The sequence below is a fragment of the Myxococcus sp. CA033 genome, from assembly GCF_013336625.1.
In the GTDB taxonomy this organism is placed as follows: Bacteria; Myxococcota; Myxococcia; order Myxococcales; family Myxococcaceae; genus Myxococcus; species Myxococcus llanfairpwllgwyngyllgogerychwyrndrobwllllantysiliogogogochensis.
On sequence record NZ_JABUMU010000010.1, the window covers coordinates 155,598 to 169,084 of the forward strand.

General features: G+C 67.7%; 13 protein-coding genes. 6 read left to right on the forward strand and 7 right to left on the reverse strand.

Going from position 1 to position 13,487, the window contains the following annotated elements:
- Positions 1 to 191: 191 nt before the first annotated feature.
- The 6 genes from HUA78_RS23900 to HUA78_RS46595 form a co-directional block, all read right to left on the reverse strand.
- Positions 192 to 1,409, reverse strand: a complete 1,218-nt coding sequence (locus tag HUA78_RS23900) for a PLP-dependent aminotransferase family protein (protein ID WP_141646411.1) — start codon at positions 1,407 to 1,409, stop codon at positions 192 to 194.
- Positions 1,406 to 1,888 carry an Lrp/AsnC family transcriptional regulator gene (locus HUA78_RS23905; RefSeq protein WP_141646410.1) on the reverse strand — a complete coding sequence of 161 codons (483 nt, stop codon included), beginning with the start codon at positions 1,886 to 1,888 and terminating at the stop codon, positions 1,406 to 1,408. Before HUA78_RS23905 ends, HUA78_RS23900 begins: the two co-directional genes overlap by 4 nt.
- Positions 1,889 to 2,185: 297 nt before the next feature.
- Complete coding sequence (locus HUA78_RS23910; RefSeq protein ID WP_174459397.1) at positions 2,186 to 2,455, reverse strand: hypothetical protein; 270 nt, start codon at positions 2,453 to 2,455, stop codon at positions 2,186 to 2,188.
- Between the two features lie 185 nt (positions 2,456 to 2,640).
- On the reverse strand, positions 2,641 to 3,579 hold the full coding sequence (locus HUA78_RS23915) for a TraB/GumN family protein (protein ID WP_174477234.1): 939 nt from the start codon (positions 3,577 to 3,579) through the stop codon (positions 2,641 to 2,643).
- Positions 3,580 to 3,655: 76 nt separating this feature from the next.
- A complete protein-coding gene (locus HUA78_RS23920; RefSeq protein WP_174477235.1) occupies positions 3,656 to 4,066 on the reverse strand; it encodes a hypothetical protein in 411 nt (136 codons plus the stop codon).
- A gap of 44 nt (positions 4,067 to 4,110) precedes the next feature.
- Positions 4,111 to 4,362, reverse strand: coding sequence for a hypothetical protein (locus HUA78_RS46595; protein ID WP_254623864.1), 252 nt, complete (start codon positions 4,360 to 4,362; stop codon positions 4,111 to 4,113).
- Between the two features lie 628 nt (positions 4,363 to 4,990).
- Between HUA78_RS46595 and HUA78_RS23930 the strand changes: the two genes are divergently transcribed.
- The 6 genes from HUA78_RS23930 to HUA78_RS23955 all read left to right on the forward strand — a co-directional run bounded on the left by HUA78_RS23930 (position 4,991) and on the right by HUA78_RS23955 (position 12,044).
- The gene (locus tag HUA78_RS23930) at positions 4,991 to 5,728 is read left to right on the forward strand and encodes a TetR/AcrR family transcriptional regulator (protein WP_174459401.1); all 738 of its coding nucleotides are present in this window, start codon (positions 4,991 to 4,993) and stop codon (positions 5,726 to 5,728) included.
- Positions 5,729 to 5,739: 11 nt separating this feature from the next.
- The gene (locus tag HUA78_RS23935) at positions 5,740 to 6,735 is read left to right on the forward strand and encodes a 3-oxoacyl-ACP synthase III family protein (protein WP_141646403.1); all 996 of its coding nucleotides are present in this window, start codon (positions 5,740 to 5,742) and stop codon (positions 6,733 to 6,735) included.
- Positions 6,736 to 6,750: 15 nt separating this feature from the next.
- Positions 6,751 to 8,304 carry a long-chain fatty acid--CoA ligase gene (locus tag HUA78_RS23940; protein WP_174477236.1) on the forward strand — a complete coding sequence of 518 codons (1,554 nt, stop codon included), beginning with the start codon at positions 6,751 to 6,753 and terminating at the stop codon, positions 8,302 to 8,304.
- Positions 8,305 to 8,425: 121 nt separating this feature from the next.
- On the forward strand, positions 8,426 to 9,025 hold the full coding sequence (locus HUA78_RS23945) for a hypothetical protein (RefSeq protein WP_174466946.1): 600 nt from the start codon (positions 8,426 to 8,428) through the stop codon (positions 9,023 to 9,025).
- Positions 9,026 to 9,201: 176 nt separating this feature from the next.
- Complete coding sequence (locus tag HUA78_RS23950) at positions 9,202 to 10,860, forward strand: hypothetical protein (RefSeq protein ID WP_174477237.1); 1,659 nt, start codon at positions 9,202 to 9,204, stop codon at positions 10,858 to 10,860.
- Positions 10,861 to 10,862: 2 nt separating this feature from the next.
- Positions 10,863 to 12,044 carry an alpha/beta fold hydrolase gene (locus HUA78_RS23955; RefSeq protein WP_174466948.1) on the forward strand — a complete coding sequence of 394 codons (1,182 nt, stop codon included), beginning with the start codon at positions 10,863 to 10,865 and terminating at the stop codon, positions 12,042 to 12,044.
- Between the two features lie 377 nt (positions 12,045 to 12,421).
- Here HUA78_RS23955 and HUA78_RS23960 read toward each other — a convergent pair whose 3' ends face one another.
- Entirely contained in the window at positions 12,422 to 13,444 is a 1,023-nt protein-coding gene (locus HUA78_RS23960; RefSeq protein WP_174477238.1) for a lipase, read from the reverse strand.
- Positions 13,445 to 13,487 lie beyond the last annotated feature (43 nt).

Sequence of the window (13,487 nt, forward strand, 5' to 3'; positions counted from 1 at the left end):
GGGAGCGGCTGGGGAACCCGTGGGCGCCGTGCCGCCGTTGAAACCCGCCGCGCAGGCTACGCAACCCGGCCCTCCCTGGCCAGTGTCGAAGGAGTTGAAACCTGAATCGGCATTCAACTTGGGCGGAAATGAAAACGCCGCGTCGGGAGCTCCGACGCGGCGCGGCACGGCCTTGGTGTGTCAGCGCGGGGCTACAGGGCGCCGGAGATGACGGCGCCCAGCCGGCGCATGCCCTCGACAATCAGGTCGGGCGGCCGGTTGGAGTAGTTGAGGCGGATGAACTCCGAGCGCGGGTTCATGGCGAAGAAGGGGCTGCCCGGAACGAAGGCGACCTTCTGTTCGACGGCTCGGGGCAGCAGGGTGTCGCCGCTGATGCCGGGGGGCAGCTTCGCCCACAGGAACATGCCGCCGTCGGGGTGCGTCCAGCTCATGCCCTCGGGCATGTGGGCCTTGAGCGCGTCCAGCATGGTGTTGGCGCGCTCGCCGTAGACCGGGCGCAGCGAGTCCAGGTGCTTGTAGTAGTCGAAGTTCTGCAACAGCTTCACCACGGCGCGCTGGGCGACGGTGGCGGTGTGCAGGTCCGTGGACTGCTTGGCGATGGTGAGGCTGCGCACGAAGTCGCGCGGGCCGGCCACCCAGCCGATGCGCAGGCCCGGGGCCAGCGTCTTGGAGAAGGTGCCCAGCGACACGACGACGCCCTGGTCGTCGAAGGCGGCCAGCGACGGCAGGTGCTCGCCCCGGAAGCGCAGCTCGCCGTACGGGTCGTCCTCGAGGATGAGGAAGCGGTGCTGCTGCGCCAGCCGCACCAGGGCCTTGCGGCGCTCCAGCGCCAGCGTGGTGCCCTTGGGGTTCTGGAAGTTGGCGACGACGTACAGCATCTTGGGCTTGTGCGTGGCCAGCACGCGCTCCAGGTCGTCGATGCGCATGCCGTCGTCGTCGCTCTCGACGGTGGCGAACTTCGCCTCGTAGCCGCCGAACGTCTGCAGCGCCGCGAGGTAGCTGGGGTTCTCCACGATGACCAGGTCACCCGGGTCCAGGAGCACCTTGGCCACCAGGTCGATGCCCTGCTGCGAGCCGTTGGTGATGAGAATCTGGTCCGCGTCGCACACGCGGCCCGCGCGAGCCAGGTGCGTGCAGATCCACTCGCGCAGCGGGGCGTAGCCCTCCGTGGTGCTGTACTGGAGCGCGGCGCGGCCTTCCTGGGCCATGACCTGGGCGTGCGCCTCGGCGATGGCCTCCAGGGGGAAGAGCTCCGGGGCGGGCAGACCGCCGGCGAAGGAGAGGATGTCCGGGCGCTCGGCCACCTTGAGGATTTCGCGCACCGCGGACGTCTTGATGCGCGACATGCGTTGCGCGAGTCGCCAGACCGGTGGCGGGGGAAGGGGTGCGCTCATGGCGTCGGCGCTCATCTTTCACTCTCCTTGGCGAGCTCGGGAGGCACGCGGACATGCGTGTCCTCCTTGATGGAAGACAGGACGATGGTGGTCTGGGTACGGGTGACGCCCGCGATGGTGCGCAGCGTCTCCACGAGGAGCGAGTCGAGCGTCCGCGTGTTCGCCGTCTTGACCTTCACGAGGTACGAGTCCTGCCCGGCGACGCGGTGGCACTCCAACACGTCCGGCAGCGCGAGGACCTTCTTGGCGAAGCCCTCGAAGTACTTCGGATGCTCGATGCTCACCCCGATGAAGGCGGTGATGTCCTTGCCCAGCTTCGTCGCGTCGACGCGCGCCGCGTAGCCGGTGATGACGCCCCGCTCCTCCAGCTTGCGGATGCGCTCGGCCACCGCTGGCTGGGACAGCCCCACCGCTCGGGAGAGCTCCAACTGCGTCGCGCGGCCGTCGCGCTGCAGCAGGTCCACCAGGCGGAAGTCGAGCTCATCCAAGGGCATGGGCGGGATGGACCTTATTTTTATAAGTGCCTTGAGGTTTCGACAGCTAAATTAAATTTGGCATGCAAAATAAGCAAGTGGGGCGAAATCGCAAGTCCGAATGACGTGGGAGGTCGCTCGGAGGGCAGATTGCTCACGGGGAGTCAGGGGCGCAGGGGGTTGTCTGCACGCGGGGTCTGGTGCGGGCATGCGCCTCGCGGGTGATGCGTGGAGCGCGGCCTCGACGGGCGGACCCGGAGGCGGGCGTCACACGTGCGGCGAGGCCCCTTCCCTTGAGGAGGAGCCCCTGGACCGCGGTCAGCCGTTGTAGCTGCAGAGCCACTTGTTGAACGGCGTGCGCTGACACTCGCACTCGCCTTCCGCGCCATCGGACCAGGTGCAGTGGGTGACCGCGCCAGGGCGACAGAAGGTGCCGACGAGGGACTCGCAGACGCCAGCGAGCTCGGAGGACACCTGCTCCGTCTGCACGCTGTTCTCGGCGCCTTCCGAGAGCGCCTCGTCACCTGCCTCCATTCCACCGCACGCCGACAGACTGAAGGCCAGGACCACCATCCAGATTGCTCGCATGACTACCTCCATGGTTTCGCGCGGAATGTTCGAAACGCAGGGTTAGCTTATCTGGAGGGGACAGGACTGGGCAGAGGGGCGCTGGGGCGCCGCGCGGACGGGGAGGGCCGAGCGACGCGGTGCACTGGCCCGAAGAGAGTCATTCGAAACGAATGACCGAATCACTTGAGATGCTCTTCACGAAGTCAGTCGATGGGTGTTTCGCGGGGGAGCTGGCGCACGGTGTGGCCCTTCTTCTGGAGGAGGGCGACGATGCCCTCGGGGCCGACGACGTGGCCGGCGCCCACGACGACCAGGTGCACGCGAGGCTCGGTGAGCAGGGCTTCCAGGCGTGAGGCCATCTGCACGTTGCGCTCGAAGAAGACGCGCTCGTAGACAGGGCGGTAGGTGGTGTCCTTGGCGCCTTCGAGGAGGAGGCCCGCCATGCCGTCCGCGTCGCCGGCCTTCCATGCGGAGGTGAGCGCCTCGACGATTTCACCGGGGCCCTGTTCGCGGCGGAGCTGGTCTCTGAGCATGAGGTCCTGGAGGTTGTCGGGGGTGCCGGAGAGCATGCGGAACTGAGCTTCGGCGGTCTCCAGCTCCAGCACCTGCTTGTGGGCGGCGTGGGCGCGGTCGAGGAAGGCTCGGTCCACGCCGTGGCCCTGCTCGTAGCCTGCGGCCTTGAACTCCAGGTTGTTGAGGACGATGCCGGCGAGCCAGGGGCGCAGGCGCTCCAGTCCCTGGGGTTGTACGCCCAGGCGCGTGGCGGCGCGGCTCAAGAGGTCGCGGGTGCTGGGGTCCAGGCGTTGGGAGAGGCTCTGTCCTTCGGGGAAGGTGCCCAGCTCGCGCACGAGCTTCTGCATGGCGGCCTCGTCCGTCCGAGTGGTGTCCACCTCGACAGCGAGGACGTGGGCCTTGGTGAAGGCGGACTCCATGGAGGAGGGCAGGGTGAGGGCGCCGGCCTTGCCCATGTGGATGGAGCCGACGAGGTACGCGGTGCCGCCGCGCGGGTCCTTCACTTCCCACAGGAAGGCGTTGCCCGTGTCGACCGGGGTGTACTTCTTCGCGGCGGGCGTGGAGGCACAGCCCGCGCCGAGCAGGGCGACGAGGAGCAGCGACAGCGGCAGGGACGACGGGCGCTTCATGGTGTGGGCTTCCCCCGGGATGGTCCACGCATCGAACCATTCGGGCACCTGCCGCGTCGAGGTGTGATGCCTCGGGTCAGTCCCGCTTCAAGATGACGCCGTCGTCACTGATGGCGTAGCTCGCGCCGGGGTCCATGACCTCGGGCTTGAGGCCGCAGCGCTCTGCTTCGTTGGGCGTGAAGTGGACGAAGGTCGTCCGCTCTCCGCGCACCAACCAGGCGTCATAGGTGTCGAGCGTGTAAAGGCATCGCGTCATGGCATCGGCATCCTTGGGCGGGGACGTTCCCGGAGGAAGGAAGTCCTCCAGTGCGATTTGGAGCGCCTTGAGCTGGTGTCCTTCTACGGTGGTGGAGCCGTCCTTGCTCCAGGATGGGAACTGGATGCTGTTTGCGACCTCAGGGGGCGCGAGCGGCGCTTGGGGCCGTGAGCGAAAGAGGTGACAGCCGCCGAGCGTGAGCGTGAGCACGCAGAGACTGAGACGCTTCATCTTATGGGCCTCGTGCGAGAGAGAGAGGGGCCGGCAGAGAACTGTCATTCGCCGCGCCGGTCGTCCGTGATCTTCCGGGTGGCCTTGAACTCCCCATCCTGGAGTTCATAGACGGGTCGCTCCTGAAAGTCGTAGAGATAGACTTCGCAGATTGGATTGAACATGACGCGGAAGTAGAAGCGTTGACGAGCCGCCTGGAGATCTTCATTGGAGAAGGTCGTGATGGCGGGGTGGCTGTGGTAGTCCGCGAAGATGCGGATGCTCCGCGCTTCGGGGTCGCTGACAGTGGCCGGCACGGAGCATGACTTCCGCCCACCTGGAAGTTGTCGGGGCGAGCTGATGGAAGACGGCTGGCTGGCGAAGAAGGCTGGGTCCGCGTCGCGCTGATAGATGAGGCCACAGTACTCCTGTCCCTCTCTCCGGTTTCCGGCCGTGGCTCCGGGGAGCTGCCGGACCGCTTCGCAGAGCCTGGGTGCCAATGCCGTCAGGCTGTCGTGGGGGCCAAGCATGGGGCCCGCGACGACAATGTGTCCCGTAGCGTCACGCCAGAACCTGGAGGCGCCACTTCCACCGCAGCCGCCACTCAGGGCGCTCACGAGCAGCACGAGCCAAACGGGGGATGGGGCCATTGCTTCTACCTGCTCCGTAGTGAAGGGGCGAAGGACCGCCCATGCTTACAAGCCCGGCTATGCCTTGGGGAAGGACGTTGCGCGTCGCGCTACCTCGCTGGCCGCCGCCGGAGAGCGGGTGTTGTTCCAGGCTGAAGACCACCCCGCTGACCCCCGCGCCATTCGGGGTACGCTCCGCTGAGTGGAGACATGAGGTCTCCAGGTGACGCCCTGCGTCGCCCACAGTCCATGACGCGCGGAGCCATTCTCCGCGCTTTGACAACCCCGTCGAGCGGGTGCTACCGCTAGGTGAAACATGAATCGGCCTTCAACTTCTCCAGACCGCTCCGGACCCGTCACGCCGCGAGGACAGCGGACGCGTGCGAAGCTGCTGAAGGCCGCCGAGTCGGTCTTCGGAGAGAAGGGCTACGAGCGCGCCTCCATCGCGGACATCACCCGCAAGGGCGGCGTGGCGCTCGGCACGTTCTACGTCTACTTCCCGGACAAGCAGTCCATCTTCGTCGAGGTCGTCGACGACCTGGGCACCCGCCTGCGCCGCCTCATCGGTGAGTCCACCGCCGCGTGCGACAGCCGCATGGACGTGGAGCGCGAGGGCCTGCGCACCTTCTTCCAGTTCGTCCGCCAGCACCCCAACCTCTACCGCGTCGTGCGCCAGGCCGAGTTCGTCGACGCCGACTGCTACCGCCGCTACTACGACCGCTTCGCCAAGGGCTACGTCAACGGCCTGTCCATCGCCATGGACGCGGGCGAAGTGCGCCGCATGGACCCGGAGGCGCTCGCCTACTGCCTGATGGGCATCGCCGACTTCCTCGGCATGCGCTGGGTTCTCTGGGAAGAAGACCCGGGCCTGGAGCGCGTGCTCGACACCGCCATGGGCCTCATCCGCCACGGGTTGGATGCCCGCTCGGCCGCTCCCGCGCGCAACAGCGTCAAGTCCACACCCTCCAAGGCGAGCCCCACGAAGGCCGCCCCCGCCAAGAAGAAGAACACCCTGCGTCCCGCGCGCCGCCCGGCGCGGAGCGCCCGGAGCTGAGAAGACCGCACATGCGATACGCGCAGATCCTCGCCACTGGCCGTTACGTCCCCGAGAAGGTCCTCACCAACGCGGACGTCGAGAAGATCCTCGGCGAGCCAGTGGACGAGTGGCTCCAGCAGAACGTGGGCATCAAGGAACGCCACGTCATGGCTGACACGGAGGCCACCAGTGACCTCTGTGTCGCCGCCGCCCGTCAGGCCCTGGAGCGCTCCGGGACGAAGCCCGAGGAGCTGGACCTCATCATCGTCGCCACCGACACGCCCGACTACCTGAGCCCCGCCACCTCCTCCGTGGTGCAGGCCAAGCTGGGCGCCGCCAACGCCGGCACCTACGACCTCAACTGCGCGTGCGCCGGGTGGGTGACGGCGCTGGACGTGGGCTCGAAGACCCTCGCCGCGGATGACGGCTACCACCGCATCCTCGTGGTCGGCGCGTACGGCATGACGCGCTACGTGAACTGGAAGGACAAGAAGACCTGCACCCTGTTCGCGGACGGCGCGGGCGCGGTGGTGCTCGGCGCGGGAGACAAGCCCGGCTTCATGGGCGCGCGGCTCCTGGCCAATGGCGAGTACCACGACGCGCTCGGCATCTACACCGGCGGCACCCACCGTCCCGCCACCGCGGAGACGCTGCCCCTCACCGGTGGCAAGCCCGCCGTCCAGTTCGTCCGAAAGTTCCCCGCCACGTTCAACACCGAGCGCTGGCCCATGCTGTTGGACCAGCTCCTCAAGAAGCAGTCGCAGACGCTGGACGACGTGAAGCTCTTCGTCTTCACCCAGCTCAACCTGCGCACCATCGAGGCCACGATGAAGGTGCTCGGCCAGCCCATGGCCAAGGCGCACTACACGATGGACAAGTGGGGTTACACCGGCTCGGCCTGCATCCCGATGACGCTCGATGACGCCGTCGTCCAGGGCAAGGTGCGACGGGGCGACCTGGTGGCCTTCTGTGCCAGCGGCGGTGGTCTCGCCATGGCCTCCGCTCTCTACCGCTGGACGGCCTGAGTCTTGGAGGCGCGCATGTTCATCGGCGACTGGATGGGGCGGGGCGCCCTGTACTGGCCCGAGCACGTCGCGGTGGTGGACACGGCCAAGGGTGACGCCGGCCGCTTCACCTACCGTGCCCTGAACACGCGCGCCGAGGCGCTCGGCGGCTGGCTGCGCGACGTGGCCGGCGTGAAGCGCGGCGACCGCGTGGGCATCGTCGCCCACAACGGCGTCGAGTACCTGGATGCGCTCTACGCCTGCGGCAAGCTGGGCGCCATCTTCGTCCCCTACAACTGGCGCCTGCACGCCACCGAGCTGACGGACCTGGTCCGCGCCATCCGCCCGCGCGTGCTCCTCTTCGGCGACGACTTCCGCGACGCCGTGGCCCAGGTGCGCGAGAGCATCGGCGACTCGCTCAGCCTCGTGTCCCTGGAGTCGCAAGGGCTGCCGGGCGCCGCCGCGTACACGGACGTCCTCGCGCACCGCTCCGCCGAGCCCGTGAAGAACGACGCGGTGTCCGAGGAGGACACCCTGTGTCTGCTCTTCACCGGCGGCACCACGGGCCGCTCGAAGGGTGCGTGCATCAGCTACCGCATGGTGGCGTGGAATACGCTCAACACGCTGGTGCATGAGCTGCGCCCCGGCGACGTCACGGTGACGCACACGCCCATGTTCCACACGGGCGGGCTGCTCGTGTACTCGGTGCCGTTGCTCACCGCGGGCGGCACCATCGTCATCATGCGCAGGTGGGACCCGGAGGAGCTGCTCACGCTCATCCCGCGCGAGAAGGTGTCGCTCTTCTTCGCGGTGCCCACGCAGTACCAGCAACTGCTCGACTCGCCGCGCTTCGCCACGACGGACTTCTCCTCCGTGCGCTTCATGACCAGCGGCGGCGCGGCGCTGCCCGTGCCGCTGATTCAAGCGTGGCAGGCCGTGCACGCGGTGCCCTTCAAGCAGGGCTTCGGGATGACGGAGTTCGGCCCGGGAATCTTCAGCATGGGGCCCGAGTTCGCGGTGTCGAAGGCGGGCTCCATCGGCCGCCCCAACTACTTCATCGCCGCGAAGCTGGTGGACGACGACGGCCGCGAGGTGCCCACGGGCGACGTGGGTGAGCTCCTCCTCAAGGGCCCCTCCATGTGCTCGGGCTACTTCGAGGACGAGGCCGCCACGCGCGAGGCCATCGACCCGGATGGCTGGTTCCACACCGGCGACCTGGCTCGCAAGGACGCGGACGGCTTCTTCACCATCGCGGGTCGCAAGAAGGACATGTTCATCTCCGGCGGAGAGAACGTGTACCCGCTGGAGCTGGAGTCGGTCCTCTACGAGCACCCCGCCGTGCAGCAGTGCTCGGTCATCGGCATGCCCGATGCGAAGTGGGGCGAGGTCGGTCGGGCCTTCGTGGTGCTCAAGCCCGGAGAGGCCTGCTCCACGGAGGTGTTGATGGAGCACCTGCGCGGGAGGCTCGCGCGCTTCAAGGTGCCCAAGCGGGTGGAATTGGTGGAGCGCCTGCCCATCTCCGCGGCGGGAAAGATTCTCAAGCGCGAGCTGCGCGAGGCGGCCATCGCCGCCGATGCGGAGGGCCAATGACACCCTCCGTGTCCGACGCGCCGCGCTGAGCCATTCACGGAGGGCCCTGGAGTCAGGCCCTTCGCATTGACGACTGTCGTCACATCCCGGCGGTGACGCCGGAGGGAAGAGGAGCACTCACATGAAGAAGAAGCTGCTGTCCGCGGTCATGGTTTGCGCGCTGGGCCTCGTAGGCTGCGGAGATGATGACGACAAGGACCCGCCCGTCGAGGCGCCCAAGCTGAACAGCTCCGCCAACATCCTCGCGTTCCTCGAGGGCAAGACGTTGCTGATGACGGGGGCCAACATCCCCAGCCACCCCAATGGCTTCAGCGAAGATGTCGACTTTGGCGCGTCGTCCCAGTGTTACCAGAGCGTCACCATGTCGGTGGCGGGTGGCAACTTCAAGGTCGACAGCATCCCGGGCACCATCACCGATGGCGCCTGCAACCATGACGCGCCGAAGAACCCGCTCTCCTTCACCTCCAACACCGTCCTCATCGAGAACGTGGCGTCCGACGGAAGCTGCTTCGACGTGACGTTCACCTTCCCGGGTGGCCTGGTTCAGGAAGGCCGTGGCGGCTTCACCGCGGACCAGAAGACGCTCAAGCTGGAGATCTTCTTCAAGAACCAGTCGACGGGCAGCCGCTGCGCCAACGGCGCGGTGGGCGCGGCCGGTACCGTGACGCTCAACGGCTCCGCCTTCACGGGCAACGCCGTGCAGACGTACGCCGTCCGGTAGGCCGCCGCACCTCGTGCCGGAGGGAGGGTGCGCTCCCGCCCTCTCTCTGGACGAAGGACTGGACGCGGGCGCTCGCCGCCCCGTCCCAGGAGCACGGCCGTACGCAGCGCCAGCGACAGTGGTGACATCCGAGCCCGGTGCACCGGGAGTGCCCCGCGCGCGGGGCCGAGGTGGATATGACGGGAAGTGGGTTTGAAGCACGCGAGACGCTGCGCCGAGGCGCGAGGGTGCTCGCGGCGCTGGGGCTCGTGGGACTGGCGACGCCGGCCGCCGCGCAGAGCACTCCGGTGCCAGGGTTGTACGCCGAGTGGCTGGAGGCGAAGGACCGCGAGGAGGACGCCGAGCCTCGTGAGCTCACCCTCATCAACTACTTCTTCACCCGCGTCTCCATGACGAACCAGGTCGGTGACCCGGCGGGCCTGCGCGGCGTGTCGCTGGGGCCCATCGGCTCGCCGGTGGGCAGCGCGGTGAGCACCGAGTCAGGCCGCTCCGCGTACTTCATCGAGCAGCGCTGGATTCCCGTCATCGAGTACAGCCCCTTCTTCGTCGACGGGCTGGCGTCCTTCCGCGCGCAGTTCGAGGTGGACTTCCTCTGGGGTCGCTCGGCCAACACCATTGGCCAGAACGAGGGCGGCGGCTTCAACGCCGACCAGGTGAACATCCAGACGAAGAACGTCAACGTCGCCATCTACCCGACGCGCAATCCCAGCCAGCTCACGCTGCTCGTCGGCACGCAGCCCGTCTACGACAACGCCCATGACCCGACGCGCACGCCGCTGTCGGACCTCACGCGCACCGGCTACAAGCTGGCCTTCCTCGGCAGCGACGCGACGGGCCTCTCCATCTTCAGCGGAATCAAGGGCAACGCGCGCGTCAGCCTGATGCCGCTGGGCACCGCGCAGGCGGACCGCGCCACGAAGAACGACCCGCGCCTGAAGTACATCTGGCTGGCGATGGCGGACTACGTCTACCCGGTGCGCCCCAACACCAACGTGGGCGCGTCGTTCTGGTACCTGAACGACGACACCAAGGGTGACGCGTACGCCTTCGAGGGTCTGGTGAAGAGCGGCCCGTCGTCCTCGGGCCTGCCCGGCTTCACCGGCACCGCGCGCTTCAACATCAACCGGCCCACCGGCAGCGTCTTCTGGGCGGGTGCGCACTTCAATCACAACATCGACTTCCGCAACGGCCGGCTCGGGGCCTCTGGCTTCGTCATGTACAACGGCGGCAAGTACGAGAGCGACGACCCGGAAAACTCGGTGCTCGACGAGCTGGACATCTCCGGCGTGTCCGCCAACCTGGAGGTCATGTACCAGTGGGGCCGTGGCCCCGGCGACGTCATCACCGTGGAGGGCATGTTCTCCTCGGGTGACTCCAATCTGGAGGATGAGAAGTACACGGGCGCCTTCACGCTCAACCAGTACGGCCTGCCGGGCGCGGTGTGGTTCAACCACAAGATGCTCATCCTGTTCCCCTTCACCAGCACGGTGAACAACTACACGGGCGCGGTGACGGACATCTCCAACCAGGGTTACGGCCTGCGCGCGGGCATCGCCTCGGCGGCGTGGGACATCATCCCCAACAAGCTCAACCTCAAGGTGGCCACGGGCCTGGCCAACGCGGGGGCGGACCCGGCGCGCTGGGTGGCTGATGTGCGGCGCGGCCGGTTCATCGGCGCGGAGGTCAACGCGGAGCTTCGCTACCACCTCCGCTACCTGATGACCGTGGGTCTCCACGGCGGCTACCTCTTCCGCGGCAGCTTCTACGACGGTGCGACCACCGTGCGGAGCGACCCGTGGGCGGCCTTCACCACCTTCACCTGGTACGCGTTCTGACCATGAGCTCCTCCCGCGCTTTCACCGCGTTGCTCCTCGCGGCGGGGCTGTCCTCCGCCGGTTGCGTGCGCTCGTATGCTGGCGAGTCCGCGCTGTCCTTCCAGGACCTCGACTACTCCACCGAGGGCACGAAGCAGCCCTGGCCCGTGCACCGCGCCGCGCTGCCGGACGTCACGGCCCGCTACAAGCTGGCCACCGAGCTGCACGTCGCCTACGTGGACCTGCCGGCCTCGTCGCCGGACGCGAAGACGGTGGTCTTCGTGCACGGCCTTGGCTCCTATCTGAAGTTCTGGCGGGCGCAGTTGGATGTGTTCCAGGCGCAGGGCTATCGCGTCATCGCGGTGGACCTGCCGGGCTTCGGCAAGTCCGACAAGCCGGCGACCTTCCCGTACACCATGGAGGCGATGGCCGACGTGGTGCACGAGCTGACGCGAGGACTGGGCGTGGACAAGCCCATCCTCGCGGGACACTCGATGGGTGGGCAGACGTCGCTGTCGTACGCCATCCGCTATCCGGAGTCGCTCAGCGCGCTGGTGCTGGTGTCGCCGGCCGGGTTCGAGAAGTTCAGCTGGAAGGAGAAGGCGTGGTTCGCGCGGGTGATGAGCGCGGACTTCATCAAGTACGCGCCCGAGGCGAACATCTGGGGCAGCGTGCGCCAGGGCAACTTCATGCACTGGGGGCCACAGCTTGACTGGCTGGTTGAGGAGCGCGTGCGGCTGGCGAAGTCGCCCGAGTTCGACTCGTACGCCTACGCCAACGTCCGCACGGTGCGGGGGCTGGCGCACAACGACTTCGTGCGTGAGGGCCTCCAGCACGTCACGGTGCCCACGCTCATCGTCTACGGCACGGATGACCGGCTGATTCCCAACCCGTTCCTCCACGGCGGCGACGCGCGCGACATCATGGAGTACGGCGCGTCCCGAATCCCTGGTGCCGCGCTGGCGCCGATGAAGGGCTGTGGCCACACGGTGCAGCTCGACTGCCCGGCGCCGTTCAACGAGACGGTGCTCGCGTTCCTGAAGGACCCGGAGGCGGCGAAGCCCTTCGTCCCGAAGGAGGAGCCGAAGGACAAGGCACCGAAGCCGGGTGAGCCCGCGCCAGTGCCGGGGGCACCAGGGAACCAGCCCTCGCCCACGCCCGCGCAGAACGACGCGCCAGCTCCGTCGGATGGCCCGAGGCCGTGAGTGCGTCGGTGCCGCCGCATCCTCGGTGGGATGTGGCGGCGGGTGGTGCTCGCGAGGAGACGCGTCGTGCTGGATGCGTGACGGTGTTGGCGTGGATGCGAGGTCGTCGTCCGGTGCTCGCGACATGGGGACGGCCTCATCCTCGGTGTGGATGAGGCGCGTCGCCCCGGCCCGTGACGCGAGGACGGCCGCATCCACTCCCCCACGGCGTGGATGGGCCGTCGACCGGCGCCCTCGGTGACGAAGGTGCCGGAGCTCGCTGTCACGGTGCTGTCGAAGGACGAGGCGCTTCCGTCCTTCCTGGTGTGATGCCGAACCGGCCCGTGACTCCCGGCGGCGCCTGGACGTCGGCGTGCCGGGAGCCCGTGGCGCGTGCCTTACGGAATGGTGTGGTTGCGCACCATGCTGTACTGCACCGCCGCGGTCAGGTCCTTCGAGTTGAAGTGCCCGTAGGGATAGGCCGAGTAGACCTTCTCCCCATTCTGACCGGGGATGCGGGAGGTGTACTCGCCGTAGACGATGCCTCCGTAGTTGATGATTTCATCGGCCGTGGAATAGATGCTGTAGCGGTAGGCACCCTCGTAGCCGCTCGTGGAGCGCAGGTTGTCCAGGTACGCGGAGCGCCCCATCACCAGGCCGAAGTAGAGATAGCCCGGATACAGGCCGTTGGTGGAGCCACACGTCGGAGTCGACGGGCCCGTCTGGTAGCAGGACGTGAGGCCCAGGTTCGCGCCGGCGATTCCGACGAAGGTGTCCACCGAGCCGGTGAGCGCCGCGCCGACGTTGTACGCGCCGCCGTTGGCCGAGTCATTCGCCGAGCCGCCAAGGATGGCCTTGCGCGCGAGCGTCACGCCCATGGAGTGGGTGACGATGTCCACCTTCGTCGCGCCGGTGTACGCCTTCACCGCCTCGATGAACTTGCGCACCTTCATGACGTTCGTCTTCGAGTGGTACTGGACCGCGGTCTGCATGATTTCCGCGGGGCCCCACGTCGTCGCGTACAGCTCGCTCGGCTTGTAGCCGTTGGCGAGGAAGTACTCGATGGAGGCGTTCCAGCCCGACTGGCCGGCGGTGCCGGTGCCCACGGCCTTGTCGGAGTTGCCGTGGATGAAGATGACGGGCGTGTTCACCACGGTGTCGGTGCCGCTCGCCTTGCCGCCGAAGCTGCCGCCGACGAGGTCGGCGCGGGGGAAGTCGTAGCTGTCGTAGCCGTTGGCGGAGAGCCACTGACGGAAGTGCGTGGTGAGGCCCTCGGTGGAGACAGCGGCGGACTCGGTGGTGCCGAGCTGCTCGGCGGCGGGGGCTTCGGGAGCGAGTGATTCCTCGTGCTCGGGTCCGCAGCCAGTGAGGGCGCCGACGAGCAGCGGGGCCATGAGGAACAGCGAATGCCGCAATCGCATGGAGGACTCCTTCTGTTGTGGGGGATGCGCGCCCGGACCAATG

What these genes read in the sequence shown, in the direction of transcription:
- HUA78_RS23960 (WP_174477238.1), bottom strand. Translation starts at nt 13,444, where the DNA reads ATGCGATTGCGGCATTCGCTGTTCCTCATGGCCCCGCTGCTCGTCGGC.
- HUA78_RS23940 (WP_174477236.1), top strand. Translation starts at nt 6,751, where the DNA reads ATGTTCATCGGCGACTGGATGGGGCGGGGCGCCCTGTACTGGCCCGAG.
- HUA78_RS23915 (WP_174477234.1), bottom strand. Translation starts at nt 3,579, where the DNA reads ATGAAGCGCCCGTCGTCCCTGCCGCTGTCGCTGCTCCTCGTCGCCCTG.
- HUA78_RS23950 (WP_174477237.1), top strand. Translation starts at nt 9,202, where the DNA reads ATGACGGGAAGTGGGTTTGAAGCACGCGAGACGCTGCGCCGAGGCGCG.
- HUA78_RS23945 (WP_174466946.1), top strand. Translation starts at nt 8,426, where the DNA reads ATGAAGAAGAAGCTGCTGTCCGCGGTCATGGTTTGCGCGCTGGGCCTC.
- HUA78_RS23930 (WP_174459401.1), top strand. Translation starts at nt 4,991, where the DNA reads ATGAATCGGCCTTCAACTTCTCCAGACCGCTCCGGACCCGTCACGCCG.
- HUA78_RS23900 (WP_141646411.1), bottom strand. Translation starts at nt 1,409, where the DNA reads ATGAGCGCCGACGCCATGAGCGCACCCCTTCCCCCGCCACCGGTCTGG.
- HUA78_RS23955 (WP_174466948.1), top strand. Translation starts at nt 10,863, where the DNA reads ATGAGCTCCTCCCGCGCTTTCACCGCGTTGCTCCTCGCGGCGGGGCTG.
- HUA78_RS23935 (WP_141646403.1), top strand. Translation starts at nt 5,740, where the DNA reads ATGCGATACGCGCAGATCCTCGCCACTGGCCGTTACGTCCCCGAGAAG.
- HUA78_RS23905 (WP_141646410.1), bottom strand. Translation starts at nt 1,888, where the DNA reads ATGCCCTTGGATGAGCTCGACTTCCGCCTGGTGGACCTGCTGCAGCGC.
- HUA78_RS23910 (WP_174459397.1), bottom strand. Translation starts at nt 2,455, where the DNA reads ATGCGAGCAATCTGGATGGTGGTCCTGGCCTTCAGTCTGTCGGCGTGC.
- HUA78_RS23920 (WP_174477235.1), bottom strand. Translation starts at nt 4,066, where the DNA reads ATGAAGCGTCTCAGTCTCTGCGTGCTCACGCTCACGCTCGGCGGCTGT.